The sequence below is a fragment of the Plasticicumulans sp. genome (assembly GCF_035331805.1).
GTDB lineage: Bacteria > Pseudomonadota > Gammaproteobacteria > Competibacterales > Competibacteraceae > Plasticicumulans.
In genome coordinates, this window is sequence record NZ_DAOLKE010000023.1 from 3,592 (window position 1) to 21,739 (window position 18,148).

Below are 18,148 nucleotides of genomic sequence, written 5' to 3' on the forward strand. Positions count from 1 at the left end.
CCAGCAGCAGCCACAGCGCGGCGACGGCATACCGCATGCCCCGCCCCCCGGCTCGCTCCCCCGGCTCGTCCCCTGAATCCTCCGCTCATCCCCATCGACTGCCCTCCTCCTTATGGTTGTGGACAGGCTGCTGCTGATTGCTGATTGTTGATCGCTGCCTGCGGCCCCGTCAGCGCCGGAACCCGGACGTGATCGGATAGCGCCGGTCACGGCCGAAGGCGCGCGGCGTGATGCGCACGCCCGGGGCCGCCTGCCGGCGCTTGTATTCGTTGAGGATCACCAGCCGCGCGACGCGCTCGACGGTGGCGCGCTCGAAGCCGTCGGCGACGAGTTCCTCGACCGAGCGGTCGCGCTCGACGTAGGCCTCCAGGATCGCATCGAGCACGTCGTACGGCGGCAGCGAGTCCTGGTCGGTCTGGTCGGGGCGCAGCTCCGCGGACGGCGGCCGGTCGATGACCCGCTGCGGGATGACGGGCGTCTGCGCCTGGCGGTTGCGCCACGCAGCCAGCCGGTAGACCAGCGTCTTCGGTACGTCCTTGATCGGCGCGAAACCGCCGGCCATGTCGCCGTACAGCGTCGAGTAGCCGACGGCGGTCTCGCTCTTGTTGCTCGTGGTCAGCACCAGCCGGCCGGTCTTGTTCGACAGCGCCATCAGCAGCACGCCGCGGCAGCGTGCCTGGATGTTTTCCTCGGTGGTGTCCGGCGGCAGGCCCGCGAACAGCGGTTCGAGCGTGTGCAGGAAGGCATCGAAGGCCGGCTCGATCGGCAGCAGGTGGTAATCGACGCCGAGCGTGCGTGCCTCGATCGCGGCGTCCTCGTTGGACATGCCGGCGGTGTAGCGCGAGGGCAGCGACACGGCACTGACCGCATCGGCCCCGAGCGCATCGACGGCGATCGCCAGCGTCAGCGCCGAATCGATGCCGCCGGAGAGCCCGAGCACCGCGCCGCGGAAGCCGTTCTTGCGCACGTAGTCGCGCGTGCCGAGCACCAGCGCCGCGTAGACCTCGGCCTCGTCCTCGGGGGCTTCGGCGAGTGGTCCGGGGCGCGGCACCAGCGCGCCGCCGATGCGATCGAAACCAAGCGGATACAGGCCCTCGACGAAGGCCGGCGCGCGCGCGAGCAGCGTGCCGTCGGCATCGACGAGCAGCGAGCCGCCATCGAACACCAGTTCGTCCTGACCGCCGACCTGGTTGACGTAGACGATCGGCACACCGGCCTCGTGCACGCGCGCGTGCAGGATCGTCAGCCGCTCGCCGGCCTTGGCGCGGTGCCACGGCGAGGCATTGAGGTTCAGGATCAGCTCGGCCCCGGCCTGCGCGGCCTGCGCGACCGGGCCGGGCTGCCAGATGTCCTCGCAGACCGTCAGTCCGAAGCGGGTGCCGAGGTGCTCGACCACGCACGGCCCGCTGCCGGGCACGAAGTAGCGCTTCTCGTCGAACACGCCGTAGTTCGGCAGCAGCTGCTTGGCGTAGACGCCGAGCGCCCGGCCGCCGGCGAGGAAGGACGCTGCGTTGTACAGGCCGCCGAGACCGCGCTGCGGATGGCCGATCACCAGCGCCGGTCCGTGCGCGGCCGCGGTCGCGAGTTCGGCGAGGGCGGCCTCGCAGCGGCTGACGAATTCGGGGCGCAGCAGCAGGTCCTCGGGCGGATAGCCGCACAGCGCCAGCTCCGGGAACACCACGACGCCGGCGCCGAGTTCCGTCTGCGCCTGCCGGGCGAGTTCGAGGATGCGGCGCGTGTTGCCGGCGATGTCGCCGACCAGCGGGTTGAACTGCGCCATCGCGACGGTCAGGGCAGCGGGGGCGGCGGCACTCATCGACGGACTCCGGAAGTCGGGACGGACGGGGGACGAACGGGACGGACGGAGCCTGTCATCAGAACACAAACCCGCAGCCCGCAAAAAGCGAAGGGCGAGGTCCGCGACCCCGCCCTTCGGTCAGACGACCCGCCGGACGCTGCCGGCGGGCGGTGACGGCTCAGCCGGCGAAGAAGCCGTTGATCGCCTCGCCGATGTCGGCCGGCGAACGGACGGTCTTGACGCCCGCGGCCTCGAGGGCGGCGAACTTGTCCTTCGCGGTGCCCTTGCCGCCGGCGATGATCGCACCGGCATGGCCCATGCGCTTGCCCGGAGGTGCCGTGACGCCGGCGATGTAGGCGACGACCGGCTTGCGGACGTTGGCCTTGATGAACTCGGCCGCTTCCTCCTCGGCCGAACCGCCGATCTCGCCGACCATGACGATGCCCTTGGTGGCGCTGTCGGCCTCGAACATCTCCAGCACGTCGATGAAGCTCATGCCGTGGATCGGGTCACCGCCGATGCCGACGCAGGTCGACTGGCCGAGACCGATGCGCGTGGTCTGGTGCACGGCCTCGTAGGTCAGCGTGCCCGAGCGCGAGACGATGCCGATCTTGCCCGGCTGGTGGATGTGGCCGGGCATGATGCCCATCTTGCACTCGCCCGGGGTGATCAGGCCGGGGCAGTTCGGGCCGATCAGCCGGACGTCCGAGCCCTTCAGCGCGGCCTTGACCTTCAGCATGTCGAGGACCGGGATGCCCTCGGTGATGCAGGCGATGACCTTGATGCCGGCGTCGGCGGCTTCGAGGATCGCATCGGCCGCGAACGGCGCCGGCACGTAGATCATCGAGGCGTTGGCACCGGCGTCGCGCACGGCTTCATGGACGGTGTTGAACACCGGCTTGCCGAGGTGGGCCGAACCGCCCTTGCCCGGGCTGACACCACCGACCAGGTTGGTGCCGTAGGCCAGGCACTGCTCGGAGTGGAACGTACCCTGCGAACCCGTGAAGCCCTGGCAGATCAGCTTGGTGTTCTTGTCGATCAGGATGCTCATGTAACTCCCCCTCTCACTTCGCGGCGGCGACGGCGGCCTTGGCGGCTTCGGTCAGGTCGTCGGCAGCGATGATGTTCATGCCGCTTTCCGACAGCATCTTGCGGCCGGCCTCGACGTTCGTGCCCTGCAGGCGCACGACGACGGGAATGGTCAGGCCGACTTCCTTGACCGCGGCGATGATGCCTTCGGCGATCAGGTCGCAGCGGACGATGCCGCCGAAGATGTTGACGAAGATCGCGCGGACCTTGTCCGAGGAGAGGATGAGCTTGAACGCCTTGGCGACGCGCTCGGCCGTGGCACCGCCGCCGACGTCGAGGAAGTTCGCCGGCTCGCCGCCGTGCAGCTTGACCATGTCCATGGTCGCCATCGCCAGACCGGCGCCGTTGACCATGCAGCCGATGTTGCCGTCGAGCGCGACGTAGTTCAGGCCGATCTCGTGCGCGAGGTTCTCGCGCTCGTCTTCCTGCGTCGAATCACGCCACTCGGCGATGTCCTTGTGGCGGTACAGCGCGTTGTCGTCGAGGCCGATCTTGGCATCGAGCGCGAGCAGCTTGCCCTCGCCGGTGACGATCAGCGGGTTGATCTCGACCAGCGAGGCGTCCTTGGCGACGAACATGTCATAGAGACCGTTCATGACCTTGACCAGATGATCGACCTGCGGCTTGGCGAGTCCCATGCCGAAGCCCAGCTGGCGGGCCTCGTAGGCCTGGAAGCCGGCGGCCGGATCGATGGCGACGGTCAGGATCTTCTCGGGCGTGCTTTCGGCGACTTCCTCGATGTCCATGCCGCCTTCGGAAGAACCGATGAACGCGATGCGCTTGGTGCTGCGATCGACCAGCACCGACAGGTACAGCTCATCGACGATGTTCAGGCCTTCCTCGATCAGCAGTGCATGGATCGGCAGGCCCTCGGGACCGGTCTGCTTGGTCGCGAGCCGGGTGCCGAGCAGCGAGCCGGCGATGTCCTCGACCTCCTGCAGGCTGCGCGCCAGCTTGACGCCACCGGCCTTGCCGCGGCCGCCCGCGTGCACCTGCGCCTTGACCACCCACACGGAGCCCCCCAGCTCCTTGGCGGCGGCCACGGCTTCCTTCGGCGAAGTTGCCTTGATGCCGCGCGGCACCGCGACGCCGAACTGGCGGAAAAGCTCCTTTGCTTGGTATTCGTGCAGATTCATGCGAATTCCACCCCCTTTCGATAGGAGCCGGTATCCTATCGGACGGCGCCACAAAAGCCTATCGGCCGCCGCCCGTCCGCAAGCGTGTTGCGCGCACCGCCCATGAGTCGATACCTGCTGCTCCTGCTGCTCGTCCTCGCCGCCGTCTGGTGGCTGCGCCGCGCCCGGCGCCCGCAAGCCCCGGCAAGGCCGCAGGCACCGGCACAACCGGCAAAACCTGACTGGCCTGCAATGGTGCGCTGCACGGAGTGCGGCATACACTTCCCGGCAACCGATGCGGTGCGCGATGCCGATGCGCGTCCGTATTGCTGCCCGGCGCACCGCGAGCGCCATGCGCTGCGCCCACCCAAGGACTGAACGGCCGCCGCCGCACGGGCGCCGGCCCCGCCTGAGGCCCTGCTGAACGATGATCGTTACGGACAGCGTCATGGACCGGCGACGCGGCTGGTCGGTGCTGCGCGCCTACGTGCTGTACCGCCTGGTGCTGGCCACGCTGCTGCTCGGCATCACGCTCGCCGAGCTGGCCGGCAAGCTGTTCGGTGCCGAAGACCCGCGCCTTTACTGGTGGACGATCGGCAGCTATTTCGGCCTGCTCGCCACCGGCTTCCTGCTGAGCTACCTGCGCCGGCCCGACCTCATCGTGCAGGCGACGCTGCACGCCGGCCTCGACATCGTCGTGTTCACGGCGCTGATGTACGCAAGCGGCGGGGCTTCCGGCAGCCTCGGGGCGCTGCTGGTGTCGGCGATCGCCGGCAGCGCGATCCTGCTGCCGCGCCGGCTGGTGATCACGGTCACGGCCGCGGCGGCCCTCGCGATCATCGGCGTCTGGCTGTACGGCATCTGGCAGAGCTTCGCACTGCGCACCGGCGCGCCGTACCTGAGCCTCGACCTGCTGCCGCCGCTGGTGGACTGGGCGCTCGTGCATGGCGCCTCCGGCGGCCAGACGGCGCTGATCTGTCTGGCGCTGGCCGCCGCCGCCGCCGCCGCGTACACGATCGCCGAGCGCACGCGCAACAGCGAGACCCTGGTGCTCGAACGCACGCAGGAGCTGCTGGAGATGGCGGAGCTGAACGCGGCGATCATCCGCCACCTGCAGTCCGGCATCCTCGTCGTCGATCGTCACGCGCGCGTGAAGCTGATGAACCAGATGGCGGCCGAGCTGCTCGACTTCCACGAGCGCCCGATCGGCCTGCCGCTGTCGGACATCTCGCCGCTGCTGTCGCAGCGCCTCGGCGCCTGGATCGGCTCGGGCCTGACGCAGACCCAGCCGTTCCGGCCCGCCGAGCACCTGCCGGAGCTGATCCCGGAGTTCACGGCGCTGTCCGGCAACCTCGCCTTCGAGACACTGGTCTTCATCGAGGACTCGAATGCCGCCGCCGCACGGCTGCAGCAGATCAAGCTCGCCGCGCTCGGGCGCCTGACCGCGAGCATCGCCCACGAGATCCGCAATCCCCTCGCCTCGATCAGCCACGCCGCGCAACTGCTGGTCGAATCGACCGCCAACCCCGGCGAGAAACGCCTCGGCAAGATCATCCACGACAACGCCGGGCGCGCGAACCAGATCATCGCCAACGTCCTCGACCTGTCGCGGCGCGACAAGGCCAGTCCCGAGGACATCCACCTGCGCAGCTGGCTGGAGGACTTCTGCCACGACTTCATGCGCGGGCGCGGCGATCCGATGCCGGAGATGGAAATCCGCGTGCAGCCGGAAGACCTCACCGTGCATTTCGATGCCGGCCACCTGCAGCAGGTGCTGTGGAACCTCTGCAACAACGCCTGCGAGCACGGCACGCTGCCCGGCGAATCGCCGCGCGTGCGCATCCTCGCCGCGCTCGACCCCGAGCGCTTCCGGCCCTACCTCGACGTCATCGACTTCGGCGCCGGCATCCCCGAGGCCGAGGCGCGCCAGATCTTCGAGCCCTTCTTCACCACCAATCCGAAGGGCACCGGTCTCGGCCTGTACCTGTCGCGCGAGATGTGCGAGGCCAACCGCGCACAGCTTCAGTACCGCCCGAACCCCTCCGGCCAGGGCAGCTGCTTCCGGCTGACCCTGCCGACCGCCACCCGCACGCCGGCGACGACGATGAACACGACGGAGGAACCGACGTGGAATCTTGCCGGGCGCTGATCCTCGACGACGAACCCGACCTGCGCGATCTGATCGCCCTGACCCTCGAACCGATGGGCGTGCAGTGCGTGCCGGCCGCGACGCTCTCGGCCGCCCGCACCGCGCTGGCCAGCCAGGGGCCGTTCCATTTCTGCCTGACCGACATGCGCCTGCCCGACGGCAACGGCCTCGATCTGGTGGCGCTGATCCAGCGCCAGTACCCCGAGATGCCGGTGGCGGTGATCACCGCGCACGGCAACGTCGAGAGCGCGGTCGAAGCCCTGAAGCTCGGTGCCTTCGACTTCGTCTCCAAACCCTTCGACATCGCCACGCTGCGGGCGATGGTCGATCAGGCCCGGCGGCTGGCCGGCGTGCCGGCCGGGCGCGACGGCGGCCCGAACCGGCCCGACCTGATCGGCGCCAGCCCGGCGATGGAGCGCGTGCGCTCGATGATCCGCAAGCTCGCGCGCAGCCAGGCGCCGGTGTTCATCGGCGGCGAATCCGGCACCGGCAAGGAGGTCGTCGCGCGCCTGATCCACGCTTCCGGCTCGCGCGCCGAGCGGCCGTTCGTGCCCGTCAACTGCGGCGCGATCCCGGCCGAACTGATGGAGAGCGAATTCTTCGGCCACCGCAAGGGCGCCTTCACCGGCGCGGTCGCCGACAAGCCCGGCCTGTTCCAGGCCGCCCACGGCGGCACGCTGTTCCTCGACGAGGTCGCCGAACTGCCGCAGGCCATGCAGGTCAAGCTGCTGCGCGCGATCCAGGAGCGCGCGATCCGCCCGATCGGCGGCGCGCACGAACTGCCGGTCGACGTGCGCGTGCTGTCGGCCAGCCATCGCGACCTCGCCGCCGAGGTGCAGGCCGGGCGCTTCCGGCAGGATTTCTACTACCGGCTCAACGTCATCGAACTGCGGCTGCCGGCGCTGCGCGAGCGCGGCGGCGACATCCTGCCGCTGGCCGATTACCTGCTCGACCGGCTGGCGCGCGAAGCCGGGGTGGCACGACCGCTGCTGGCCGCCGACGCCCTCGAAGCCCTCGCCGCCTACGACTTCCCCGGCAACGTCCGCGAGCTCGAGAACATCCTCGAACGCGCGTTCACGCTGTGCGAGGGCGAGGCGATCCGCGCCGCGGATCTGCACCTGCCCGCCCGCACGCACGAACCCCAGGCTTCGTCGTCCCCGGCCGAATCCCAGTCCCTGCCCCTCCCGCCAAGCGGCGTCAGCGACCTCGAAGGCTATCTGGAGTCGCTGGAGAAGGAAGCCATCGAAAAGGCGCTGGAAGCCTGCCGCTGGAACAAGACCGCGGCCGCCGAGAAACTCGGCATCAGCTTCCGGGCACTGCGCTACCGGCTGAAGAAGCTCGGCATGGAGTGAGGCTGCCGCCAGCGCGGTCCGGACGGTTTTTTCACGGGTGACGCATTACGTCACATGCCGCCACTCTGCGTTAAGCAACCCGCCATTTCCGTACCCCCGATTCCGTCGCCACAGCTATATTTCAATTAATGTCTTTTTGAATCAAAAACCTGCATCAACTGGCAAGTCTATTGCCCTGCGGACATCGAGCGTCGCTTCCGACGCCGTCGAACCTCGACCCGATTGTCCAAGGAGAGCGCCCCATGAACACGCAGCACGTCATGCGCAAGGCCCAGCAGGGCTTCACCCTCATCGAACTGATGATCGTCGTGGCGATCATCGGCATCCTCGCCGCGATCGCGATTCCGGCCTATCAGGACTACACGATCCGCGCCCGCGTCACGGAAGGCATCAACCTGGCCTCTGCCGCCAAGACTGCCGTTTCGGAATATCGCATTGCTCGTTCCGCTTTTCCGACCGGCAACGCGTCTGCCGGCCTGAATGGTACGATTACCGCCCCCAACGTCACTAGCGTGAAGGTGGGTACGAGTGGCGTGATTACCATCACTTACAACAGCACTGTTTCTGGCGTAGGCACAAACAATACTCTCCTGTTCAATCCAACGTTGGCCAATGGTGCCATCACTTGGACCTGTAGCGGTACCGGCAGCAGCACCATCGCCTCCAAATATCGGCCTAGCGCTTGTCGCCCCTGATTTAAGACTGGAAGGGTGGCACATGCCACCCTTTTTTTATTTTTCACCTTACGCACTCAAGCCAGACAGATATCAACACGGTCTTTTGAATGCGAAACCGCCACTTTTTAGCTGGTCTATTTTTTTATTGCATATTACTGCTTACAGCCTTGACATACTGGCAAGGACTGCAAGGCCCATGGCTTCTGGACGACATGAGTAACTTGGGCGCCTTATCGCTATTAGACAACCCGAATAGCGAGTGGCAAGATATAATTTTCTCTAACCGTTCCGGCCTGCTTGGGCGTCCAATCAGTGTTCTGAGCTTTATTCTCGACTACAAAGCCAATGGCCTCTTACCATGCCAGTTCAAATTCACCAACCTGATGTTGCACCTGCTTTGTACCTGCCTAGTGTTCTGGCTGATACTAGAAATCGGCAAAGGCCTGAATGAAAGACGAATACCACTAGCAGCCGCATTAGTCGGAACAGCATTTTGGGCATTTGCACCTTTACTCGTATCGACTGTGTTATACGCCGTACAACGCATGGCTCAATTATCCTGTCTGTTTTCACTGGCAGGATTACTTGCCTATGCCCATGGTCGCAGCATTGTCACTACACGACCATGGATAGGCAAATGCCTGATGGTCAGCAGCGTATTATTGTGGCTGCCATTGGCTTCACTCAGCAAGGAAAATGGTATTTTGTTACCTTATTTACTTTTCTGTACTGAGTTTTACGTTTTTCGTTTTCGAGGCAACATCAGTATTCGCAAATGGTTGAAAACATACTTCGCGGCCTTCTGCATACTACCAAGCCTAGCTGCAGCACTCTGGCTACTTAGCCATCCACAGATTTTTTTAAACGGCTACAGCTTGCGGGAATTTAACCTAAGCCAAAGACTGATGACTGAGCCACGAGTAATTTCGGATTATGTCATTCAGTTTATTTTACCCAATGGCGGCCGCATGGGGCTTTACCATGACGATTTCCCGTTATCCAGCAGCATACTCGAACCGCCCTCGACATTATTGATGGCTCTTGCCCTTCTTGGCTCAGTCTTAGCGAGCATCAGGGCAACCAGTATCGCATCTCGCGCACTTGCCTTTGGCTGGTTGTTTTTCCTGACTGGCCATCTACTAGAGAGTACGATTTTTTCCTTGGAAATTTATTTCGAACACCGCAATTACCTGCCATCTATCGGTTTAGCAAGCGGCATTGCTCTTGGGCTTGATCAGACATTGAGAACACCAAACAATCGCCAACGCATGCTGGCCGCCGGCGTTTTGTTTACTATCATTTCTGCGACCGCAACTTATCAGCGCACCGGAACATGGCGCGATTACGATTTAATGCTTGAATCTGCGATCAAATATCACCCCGGCTCTTACCGCTTACTCTCTGATTTAGCTGTGCGCCGTGCCCAGCACGGAAACATCGGACTTGCTCTGAAAACACTGGAACAATCACTGAAACTTGCACCTAGCATACGCCCTGCCGAACCAATTGCCCGATTAGCCTTAATCTGTATTGCCCGCACACAAGTCGAAATAACCGATTACGCGTTCCAGCCTGTACCGACTGACTGGCGACCTCTACACGCGCCCATTGTTTTCGCCAGCTCCGCATTGGGCCACCTCAATTCATTGCTGACTAAAGAAGCATGCCCTAGTATCGACAAGACCCGCCTGATCACCGGTTTAAATCTGCTGCTTGCTTCCATGCCAGTCGATCACATGAAAGGCAACTTTGAAAATTGGACCTTGTTTTTCGAAGCCGCGCGAACTGCCACTTTAACCAATGATCAAGACGCATTTATCCGTTATCTGCAAACAGCGATGAAAATCGATCCGACACGCCCGGAGGCTGGTGCATCGCTGATCGTTTATTTTTTGAATCAGGATCGACGCGAACAGGCCTTGGCCACGTTTGATGCGATGCAAGCGGCAAACCCCGCACCCGACCGGCGCTTCTCCGAGGATCTGCAGCGTCTGAAATCCCTGCTCTGGCCGCAAGCCGACTGAAACGATGCCCAAACTTTCGATCATCATTCCCGCGCGCGACGAAGCCGCCAATCTCGGCGCCGTGCTGACCGGCATTCGCAGGCAATTGCCCGATGCCGAACTGATTGTGGTTGACGACGGCTCGACGGATGACACCGGCCGCATCGCCATGGATGCAGGTGCGCATGTCGTCCGCCATCCTCAGGCACTCGGCAACGGCGCAGCGATCAAGGCCGGTGCGCGCAGGGCCGGCGGAGACGTGCTGGTGTTCATGGACGGGGATGGCCAGCATGATCCGGCTGACATTCCCGGATTGCTCGGCCGGATCGACACCGGCTACAGCATGGCGGTCGGTGCCCGCAGCCATGCCTCGCAGGCCAGTCTGGGCCGCTCGTTCGCCAACCGTTTCTATAACCGGCTGGCCAGCTGGATGACCGGGCAGCGCATCGATGATCTGACATCGGGATTCCGGGCCGTGCATGCGGACCAGTTCCGGGAATTCCTGCATCTGTTGCCCAATGGCTTTTCCTATCCAACCACGATCACGATGGCGTTTTTCCGCAGCGGTTACCCGGTCGGCTATGTTCCGATCATCGCCGGAAAACGGCTTGGCAAAAGCCATATCAAGCCCTTGCAGGATGGCCTCAGATTTTTGCTGATCATCTTCAAGATCGGCACTCTCTATTCACCGATCAAACTGTTTGGCCCAATCAGCCTGCTGTTCCTGCTGTCCGGCCTCAGCAATTACATTTACACATTCATCAATGGCCACCGATTCACGAACATGTCGGCGCTATTGCTGAGTGCTGCTGTAATCGTATTCCTGGTCGGCCTTGTATCCGAGCAGATCACTGCTCTGATGTACCAGAAACAATGAAAAACTGTCCGGACAGTCAAGACTCCGACATGCCCCCCCCTCAATCGGACTATCAGGGCTTCTACGACCGGATCGCACACGATTACCATCGATCACGATATGGCACCCGCTATGGCCGTCTTTTCAGGGCTTTGCATCAGGGCGCTCTGGGAGAACTGCTGACGGCTCTGCCAGCTGGAGCGTTTGCTCTCGAAGTGGCCTGCGGCACCGGCCACACCACCGAACTGCTGCGGGATCGCCGGATCGAGTTCATTGCCTGCGATCTGACGCCGAACATGCTGCAGGAGTTGCGAGAGCGCGTAGGTATCGACCTGCGCCTGGTTCGCAGCGATGCGATGTGCCTGCCGTTTGCCGACGCCAGTTTCGATCTGGTGGTTTCGACACGCTTCATGCATCTGTTCGAACCGGTCCATCAGAAACGTCTGCTGCTTGAAATGCACCGGGTGCTACGACCGGGCGGCCGTCTGATCGTCGACTTTGACCATTTCACCAGCCGCTGGCTCCTGGCGGTACCACATCTCGCCTACAACCTGATCCGCTACCGCCGGCTGGCGCCGGATACCCATTACAACCGTATCGCGCAAACCGAACGCCTGCTGACCGATTGCGGCTTCACGCAGATCGACAGCATCGGCATCGGTGGTTACCACCTGATCGTGCCTGCGCTGTATTCGCCCGCGCTGGCACTGCGCTGGGGCATACGTCATCAGCATTCCCCCTGGCGCTGGCTCGCGGAACAGTTCGTCTGTACCGGATTGCGCCGGTGAAGATTTTGCTGGCCGCGCCCAAGATTTGCCCTCCCTGGACCGAGGGACGCAAACGTTTCGTCCGTGATCTGGCCAGCGGCTTTTCCCGACATCACGACGTACATGTCGTCACCACCGCGGAACCCGGCGAGCAGCCGTCGTTCGCCACCGATGCCACCTGCGTGCCGGCATCCGGTGGCTTTTCCCATCTTTCCGGCTTTCATCGGGCGCTCGGGCGCTGCCTGCGTACCTGGCAGCCCACCTGGGTCTGCCATCTGTCCATCGGTTCCTTCCACGGCCATTATCGCTACGGCAACCTGGCCAGCCTGTGGCTCGCCGATCGTCAGTGCCGCATTCGAGGCCTGGCCTGTCTGACTGTCATGTATGCGATTGCACACGAAAGCTCTGCGGTCGAACTCGCCCGCCATGTCAGGCATCTGCTCGCTAACGACGACACAGCCGGCCCCCGCCGGATACGGTTCGGGATGTTACTGGGAGATTCGGATCGCCCTGCACCCGCCAAGGGCCGTGATGGCAAGGCACTGCTGTTCATGGCCGGAATGAGTGAGGCAACCCCGGAACGGCTCGAACACGTACTGTCGGTCCGTGGCCTGCGTGAACTCCTGCGCGCCGGCCACTGGCTGGCTCCCGCAGGCTACCGACTGACGCTGGCAATACCGTTGCTCGAATCACCACTGCTGCGCCGGTGCCTGCTGGAGCATCCAGACAATGCCTGGCCGATGCCTGCGCTGGATTTCAGGGGAATCGCCGCGGTACCGGCGATCTTTTCGGGATACGACTTTTTTGTGTTTCCCTATGGCCGGGAGGAAACCGCTTTCGTGCCGACCTCGGTGATCGAAGCCATGAATGCCGGCATCGCCTGCGTGCTGCCACAGCGACACTTTCTGTCCGGATTGCACAATGCAGGCCGCACGGCGCTGAGTTATTCACCTGGCGACGGGGAATCACTCGCCCGCTGTCTGCTGGCCGCAGCCGGCAGGGATGGACTGATCGACAGCCTCCGTCTTGAAGCCTGGAACATGGTGCAAATGCGTTATTCGATCGAGGGCACCTGCGCCGATCTGCTCGAATATTATGAGCAGATCGGCGCGGTTGCAGGATGCAGTCACTGATGGCTGATCCTCGACGCATCATCGTGGTCACCACCTCGTACCCGGACAGCGGGGACGGCAGCGAAGCGGCGGGCAGTTTCGTGGCGGATACCTGTGCCGCACTGGCCACTCATCGGCCGGTGACCGTCCTCGCACCCGGGCTGGGCAACAGATCCGCCGAAATGCCGACGCCCGACCTCGAACGCTACCGTGTACCGCGCCTGCCCCTGTCCCTTCTGCGCGCCGGACATCCCGGAGACTGGCCGGCCATCATCACCAGTCTGCGCTCCGGATATGCCGCCCTCGAACGGCTGGTGCGGCAGGGCAACATTGACCACATCCTCTGCCTGTGGGCGCTGCCTTCGGGTTACTGGGGAGCCGCCATGCAGCGGCGCTACGGCATTCCCTATTCCGTCTGGGCGCTGGGCAGCGATATCTGGCAACTGGGCCGCCTGCCGGTCATCGGCCGGGTGGTCGCGCACGTCCTGAGAGATGCGCACCATTGCTACGCCGACGGCGAACTGCTGCGCCAGGAAGTCGAAACCCTGTCCGGCCGTGCCTGTACCTTCCTGCCCTCGACACGCCGGCTCGATGCCGGACAGCCCACGCCCCCACGCACTGCGGCTCCCTGGCGGATGGCCTATCTCGGTCGATGGCACCCGAACAAGGGCACGGACCTGTTGCTGGATGCGTTGGCGCTGCTGCCGCAGACGGCCTGGGACCGCATCGAGCGCATCCGCATCGCCGGCGGAGGACCGCTGGATGAACTTGTCCGGGCCGGCGTCAGCCGCCTGCAGACTGCGGGAAGGCCGGTCGATCTCGAAGGCTACAAGGATACGGGCCAAGCCATTGAATTGCTTGGATGGTCTGATTACGTATTGATCCCGTCCCGCATCGAAAGCATCCCGGTGATCTTCTCGGATGCGATGCGATGCGGAAGGCCGGTCATCACCACCCCGGTGGGTGACCTGCCCGCGCTGGTTGAGCGATTATTGAACGGCGTCTGTGCCAGTGGCGTTGATGCCGGCGCCTACGCTGAAGCCCTGCGGCATGCCCTCACGAACGGACCGGTGCAATGGCTCGACGGCGTGAAGCGGGCCGCCCGCGAATTCGATCTGGCAGCCGTCGCTCAGCGACTGTCAGCAGAGCTGGCGTCTGCAGACGGCTCCTGACCTGCCAGGTGCTCCAGCTCGGCCCTGGAAAACCGGCGAATGCCCAGTGCCGCCCCGCCCCAGATCCCCAGCACGGCAGCCGTGGCCAGATTGGCCGCCCGGTTGCCAGCCGCCACCCAGATGCCATCTGCTGCCGGTATCTGGCAATGACCGAGCAGCAGCAGCAGGGTCAGGTCATACCCACCGAGCCCCATCGGCATCAGCGACAACAAACCCGTGAAGACGCTGACCGAACTGATCGCCAGCACTGTAGGCCAGTTCAGCTCATGACCGAGCAGTCCAAGCAGCACCATGTGCCGCAGCGAATAGACCAGCACGTCCGACAAAGCCACCAGCGCAGCTGCCACCAGGCCAGCCGGCGACAGCCCCCGGCGCAGGCACAGAATGGTCTCCTGCCAACGCCGGGCCAGTCGTTCGAAGCGCCCCTGCAGAAGACGCAGCGGCAGTCGCAGCCGGCGCCTCCAGATCATCACCAGAGCAAGCGTGCAGACGATGACGCCGATCGCCACCGGCAGGGCAGTCCCCACTCGCCCCACCCCGCGCGCCAGCAGATACGCACCCCCCATGAGCGCAGCGACTGCCCAGAAGGCGTAATACAGCAGACCGTCGACAAACATCCATGCGCTGACCGCCGGAGCCGGCAAGCCCGTGAAACGTCGCAGCAGCACGATGCGCAGCAGCAACCCGAGCTTGGCCGGGAACAGATAGCTGACCAGAGCCGTCAGCGAGAACACCTGGAACAGGGTCCGATAACGATCCGGGGCGATCGTACGCATATAGAACCACCAGCGCGCCGGTTCACAGCAGTAATGCCAGAGTACCGTGACCATGAGCCCGGCCAGCCAGGGGTCCGCGATTCGCTCCCCCAACAGGGTGAATCCGGAAATAAACGGCTCGATCACAACACTCGCTGTCCCAGCAGCCAGCGATGCAGGGACCATCGGTTCAGGGCGCCGAACTGCACATCCAGCCGCTCCAGCATCGCCAGCACCGGCCCCTGAGTGCGAGGGAAGCGGTTCAGCAACTGCAGAACCGGCAGCATGGCAGTGAAAACCGGCACGCCACCGGCACCGAGCATCATGATTTCCGGTCCGGTGATCGAGTGAAACTCCCGCATCCCGAAACCGCTGCCACCGGTCGTATGGCCAGCACTGGCCGGCCGCAGGCGGGCAATGATTTCAAGCACCTCCTGAGCAGGTTCAATCATCAGCAACTGGCCACCCGGCTTCAGCAGCGGAATCAGTTGCGCCATCATGGCTGACCGTGAGGCTGGTGAGACGTACATCAATACCGTGATGGCTACGATCGCATCGAAACTGCCGGCAGCAAATGGCAGGCGGGCAGCATCTGCGCAGACGCTGCCCGCAACATTTTGCTGATAACGCCGACAGTACGGCCATGCGAAATCCACGCCGGTCAGGCACAGATCGGTTCGATGACCCAGCATTTCCTGCCCGATACGCCCATAGCCGCATCCCAGATCCAGCACCCGTGCACCCTGCGGCAGCAGGGGCAACAACTGGCCACAGACCACGCGCGCATGGAAACGATGCAGATACCGGTTCAGCGCCGGCGCCAGACCGCGAAACAGCACACCGACCGGCGCATCCTGGTATTCAGCAGCCCGGTTTTCCCAGCGGGCGCGCAAGTCGGTGAAGCGTGCACCCGCTTGTTCACGCTCCGGAACCGCGATCTCCCCCTCCTCACCCATGCACGCACCTGACAACGGCATCAATGATCCGTCTCACATCGGCATCTTCAAGTTTCGGCGACAACGGCAGACTCACCGTCTGTCGACCGATGCGCATCGCATTCGGCCACTGCTCCGGCCGCCAACCGAAACGCTGCTGATAATACGGATGCTCGGGAATGCTCAAGTAATGCACACCAACCCCGATCCTGCACGCTGTCATTGCATCGAGAAACGCATCCCGACTCAGTCCTGCGCGAGATTCGTCAATCAGCAGTGTATAGAGATGATAAGCATGACGGGTATCCGCCTCCGGCTCAGCCGGACACCCGATCGGCAGGGTTGCAAACGCAGTCTGATACTGTTGCCACAACTCCTGACGACGCAGCCAGTTGGCTTCCACACGGGCCAGTTGATGCAGACCGATTGCCGCCTGGATGTCGGTCATGTTGTACTTGAAACCGCACTCGACGACAAAATAATGCTTGTAGCCAGCATCCCCGAAACGATGCCAGGCATCCTTGCTCATGCCATGCAGCGCCAGCATCTTGATCCGTGCAATGGATTTCTCGTCACGCGCCAGCACCATGCCACCCTCACCGGTGATGACATTTTTGGTCACATAAAAACTGAAGCAACCAAAATCACCGAACGTGCCCGCCCGCTGTCCGCGATATTCGGTTTCGATAGCATGTGCGCAATCTTCGATCAGCATAAGACCGTGATGCTGCACCAATGCAGCCAGTGCCGTCATGTCGCAGGCGCGTCCGGCGAAATGAACCGGCAAAATGGCTTTGGTGCGCGGTGTGATCGCAGTGGCAACCGCGGCGGGATCGATGTTCATGGTGACTGGGTCGACATCGGCCAGAACCGGAGTGGCACCGGCATGCAGAATCGCATTGACCGTCGCACAGAAGGTCAGCGGAGTCGTGATCACCTCGTCTCCAGGACCGACTCCCGACGCCAGCAACGCCAGATGCAGGGCTGCCGTGCAGGAATTGACGGCCGCGACATGCGCGCCATCCCGGCCCTTGTAGCGTGCAAAAGCATTTTCGAACGCGGCCACCCGTGGACCGGTACCGAGCCAGCCGGAAGCCAGTACGGCGCTGACCTCATCGATTTCCGCCTGCTCAATCCGAGGCGCACCAAATATCAGGAACGGCCTGTCATCCGCCATGTCTGCTGATCCGTTTCACTTGATCCATCCGATGGCGCACGGTCGCGGGCCGCAGGGACACAAGACCGCTGCCGGCGCAGCGCGGCTGAAGTCTAAACGAAATTGCCGGCGGGGCGACGCGATTCACCGCATGCGCGCACTCCGCGCGATTTTACCGGGGGCCTCCTGCTGGCGGGTGTCTTTGCACCCGCGCGAAGCAGCCAGTACAGTGGCTGACATCCTTGACCACCGAGGTCAGGGCTCTGGCACCCCGGCAAAGACGAGAGATGGCCTCCCCTCCCCGAACCCCGCCCCCTGCCCAGAATGATCCCTCCGCGCTCCCCGGCCTGCTGCGCCATCTGTTGCGCGAGGGTCTGCTCACCCCTGAAGCGGCACAGAAAGCCACTGAAGGCGCACGCAAGGCAGGCAGTCAGATCACGGGGTATCTCGTCGAAAACCGCATGGTCAAGGCGCACGACATCGCCAGCGCCGTCCAGCGCAACCTGGGCCTGCCGATCCTGGACCTCAGCGCCTTCGATCTGACCCAGGCACCGATTGCCTCGGTCAACGAGAAACTGATCCGCAAGTACCGGGTGCTACCGCTCTGGAAACGCGGTCCGCGCCTGTTCGTGGCTCTGGCTGACCCGACTGACCAGCAGGCTCTTGACGAGATCAAGTTCCAGACCGGGCTTGCGGTCGAACCGGTGATCGTACTCGAAGACCGCATCGGTACGGCCATCGAACAGGCCCTCGACAAACCGGTCATGGACATGGGGGGCCAGATCGACGAAGGCCTCGACAACATCACCGTCGAAGGCGGCGAACTGGAAGTCGTCGAGGACACGGTGGGCGGCGATGCCGATGACACACCGATCGTGCGCTTCGTCAACCGGGCGCTGCTCGATGCGATCAACCGCAGCGCTTCCGACATCCACTTCGAACCCTACGAGACCAGCTACCGGGTACGCTACCGCATCGACGGCATGCTCTACGAGGTCGCCAAGCCGCCGAGCAATCTTTCCGGTCGGCTCGCGGCCCGTCTGAAGGTCATGGCCCACCTCGACATCGCCGAACGGCGCGTCCCGCAGGACGGCCGCATCAAGATGCGGCTGTCGGCGCGTCGCTCGATCGACTTTCGCGTCAACACGCTGCCGACCCTGTACGGCGAGAAGGTCGTGCTGCGCATCCTCGATGCCAGCGCCGCGAAGCTCG

At 63.7% G+C, this 18,148-nt stretch carries 16 protein-coding genes; 10 read left to right on the plus strand and 6 right to left on the minus strand.

Annotated features, from left to right (window positions below; translation table 11 throughout):
• Positions 1–169 precede the first annotated feature (169 nt).
• From PKE44_RS03365 to sucC, 3 genes are all read right to left on the minus strand, one after another.
• Positions 170–1,816, minus strand: a complete 1,647-nt coding sequence (locus PKE44_RS03365; protein ID WP_324548260.1) for an NAD+ synthase — start codon at positions 1,814–1,816, stop codon at positions 170–172.
• A 160-nt stretch (positions 1,817–1,976) separates the two neighbouring features.
• Complete coding sequence (sucD, locus tag PKE44_RS03370; protein ID WP_324548261.1) at positions 1,977–2,849, minus strand: succinate--CoA ligase subunit alpha; 873 nt, start codon at positions 2,847–2,849, stop codon at positions 1,977–1,979.
• 13 nt (positions 2,850–2,862) lie between these two features.
• Positions 2,863–4,023, minus strand: coding sequence for an ADP-forming succinate--CoA ligase subunit beta (sucC, locus tag PKE44_RS03375; RefSeq protein ID WP_324548262.1), 1,161 nt, complete (start codon positions 4,021–4,023; stop codon positions 2,863–2,865).
• 102 nt (positions 4,024–4,125) lie between these two features.
• Here sucC and PKE44_RS03380 point away from each other — a divergent pair, with 102 nt between their 5' ends.
• From PKE44_RS03380 to PKE44_RS03420, 9 genes are all read left to right on the plus strand, one after another.
• Positions 4,126–4,380 (plus strand): PP0621 family protein, encoded by a 255-nt coding sequence (locus PKE44_RS03380; RefSeq protein WP_324548275.1) that lies wholly within the window; start codon positions 4,126–4,128, stop codon positions 4,378–4,380.
• Positions 4,381–4,450: 70 nt separating this feature from the next.
• The gene (locus PKE44_RS03385) at positions 4,451–6,151 is read left to right on the plus strand and encodes a HAMP domain-containing sensor histidine kinase (RefSeq protein ID WP_324548263.1); all 1,701 of its coding nucleotides are present in this window, start codon (positions 4,451–4,453) and stop codon (positions 6,149–6,151) included.
• Positions 6,130–7,503, plus strand: coding sequence for a sigma-54 dependent transcriptional regulator (locus PKE44_RS03390; protein ID WP_324548264.1), 1,374 nt, complete (start codon positions 6,130–6,132; stop codon positions 7,501–7,503). The genes PKE44_RS03385 and PKE44_RS03390 overlap by 22 nt, the downstream gene beginning before the upstream one ends.
• A gap of 242 nt (positions 7,504–7,745) precedes the next feature.
• On the plus strand, positions 7,746–8,198 hold the full coding sequence (locus tag PKE44_RS03395; RefSeq protein WP_324548265.1) for a pilin: 453 nt from the start codon (positions 7,746–7,748) through the stop codon (positions 8,196–8,198).
• Positions 8,199–8,287: 89 nt separating this feature from the next.
• Entirely contained in the window at positions 8,288–10,204 is a 1,917-nt protein-coding gene (locus PKE44_RS03400) for a hypothetical protein (RefSeq protein WP_324548266.1), read from the plus strand.
• 4 nt (positions 10,205–10,208) lie between these two features.
• Positions 10,209–11,060, plus strand: coding sequence for a glycosyltransferase family 2 protein (locus PKE44_RS03405; protein ID WP_324548267.1), 852 nt, complete (start codon positions 10,209–10,211; stop codon positions 11,058–11,060).
• Between the two features lie 29 nt (positions 11,061–11,089).
• A complete protein-coding gene (locus tag PKE44_RS03410) occupies positions 11,090–11,827 on the plus strand; it encodes a class I SAM-dependent methyltransferase (RefSeq protein WP_324548268.1) in 738 nt (245 codons plus the stop codon).
• Positions 11,824–12,939: a hypothetical protein gene (locus PKE44_RS03415; protein ID WP_324548269.1), complete on the plus strand. Its 1,116-nt coding sequence runs from the start codon at positions 11,824–11,826 to the stop codon at positions 12,937–12,939. Before PKE44_RS03410 ends, PKE44_RS03415 begins: the two co-directional genes overlap by 4 nt.
• A complete protein-coding gene (locus tag PKE44_RS03420; protein WP_324548270.1) occupies positions 12,939–14,090 on the plus strand; it encodes a glycosyltransferase in 1,152 nt (383 codons plus the stop codon). The genes PKE44_RS03415 and PKE44_RS03420 overlap by 1 nt, the downstream gene beginning before the upstream one ends.
• Here PKE44_RS03420 and PKE44_RS03425 read toward each other — a convergent pair.
• The 3 genes from PKE44_RS03425 to PKE44_RS03435 are packed head-to-tail and all read right to left on the minus strand — an operon-like array spanning position 14,048 to position 16,957.
• Complete coding sequence (locus tag PKE44_RS03425; RefSeq protein WP_324548271.1) at positions 14,048–14,992, minus strand: lysylphosphatidylglycerol synthase domain-containing protein; 945 nt, start codon at positions 14,990–14,992, stop codon at positions 14,048–14,050. The two genes, PKE44_RS03420 and PKE44_RS03425, sit on opposite strands and share 43 nt — an antisense overlap.
• Positions 14,989–15,801: a class I SAM-dependent methyltransferase gene (locus PKE44_RS03430; protein WP_324548272.1), complete on the minus strand. Its 813-nt coding sequence runs from the start codon at positions 15,799–15,801 to the stop codon at positions 14,989–14,991. Before PKE44_RS03430 ends, PKE44_RS03425 begins: the two co-directional genes overlap by 4 nt.
• On the minus strand, positions 15,794–16,957 hold the full coding sequence (locus PKE44_RS03435) for a DegT/DnrJ/EryC1/StrS aminotransferase family protein (RefSeq protein ID WP_324548273.1): 1,164 nt from the start codon (positions 16,955–16,957) through the stop codon (positions 15,794–15,796). Before PKE44_RS03435 ends, PKE44_RS03430 begins: the two co-directional genes overlap by 8 nt.
• A gap of 266 nt (positions 16,958–17,223) precedes the next feature.
• On the opposite strand from PKE44_RS03435, the gene PKE44_RS03440 reads away from it, so the two are divergent.
• The coding region (locus tag PKE44_RS03440; RefSeq protein ID WP_324548274.1) for an ATPase, T2SS/T4P/T4SS family at positions 17,224–18,148 on the plus strand (925 nt) is incomplete at its 3' end.

Bases quoted from the DNA above. Each gene is read 5' to 3' on its own strand.
- PKE44_RS03435 (WP_324548273.1), bottom strand. From the start codon at position 16,957: ATGGCGGATGACAGGCCGTTCCTGATATTTGGTGCGCCTCGGATTGAG.
- sucD (WP_324548261.1), bottom strand. From the start codon at position 2,849: ATGAGCATCCTGATCGACAAGAACACCAAGCTGATCTGCCAGGGCTTC.
- PKE44_RS03400 (WP_324548266.1), top strand. From the start codon at position 8,288: ATGCGAAACCGCCACTTTTTAGCTGGTCTATTTTTTTATTGCATATTA.
- PKE44_RS03430 (WP_324548272.1), bottom strand. From the start codon at position 15,801: ATGGGTGAGGAGGGGGAGATCGCGGTTCCGGAGCGTGAACAAGCGGGT.
- sucC (WP_324548262.1), bottom strand. From the start codon at position 4,023: ATGAATCTGCACGAATACCAAGCAAAGGAGCTTTTCCGCCAGTTCGGC.
- PKE44_RS03410 (WP_324548268.1), top strand. From the start codon at position 11,090: ATGCCCCCCCCTCAATCGGACTATCAGGGCTTCTACGACCGGATCGCA.
- PKE44_RS03385 (WP_324548263.1), top strand. From the start codon at position 4,451: ATGGACCGGCGACGCGGCTGGTCGGTGCTGCGCGCCTACGTGCTGTAC.
- PKE44_RS03395 (WP_324548265.1), top strand. From the start codon at position 7,746: ATGAACACGCAGCACGTCATGCGCAAGGCCCAGCAGGGCTTCACCCTC.
- PKE44_RS03365 (WP_324548260.1), bottom strand. From the start codon at position 1,816: ATGAGTGCCGCCGCCCCCGCTGCCCTGACCGTCGCGATGGCGCAGTTC.
- PKE44_RS03420 (WP_324548270.1), top strand. From the start codon at position 12,939: ATGGCTGATCCTCGACGCATCATCGTGGTCACCACCTCGTACCCGGAC.
- PKE44_RS03405 (WP_324548267.1), top strand. From the start codon at position 10,209: ATGCCCAAACTTTCGATCATCATTCCCGCGCGCGACGAAGCCGCCAAT.
- PKE44_RS03380 (WP_324548275.1), top strand. From the start codon at position 4,126: ATGAGTCGATACCTGCTGCTCCTGCTGCTCGTCCTCGCCGCCGTCTGG.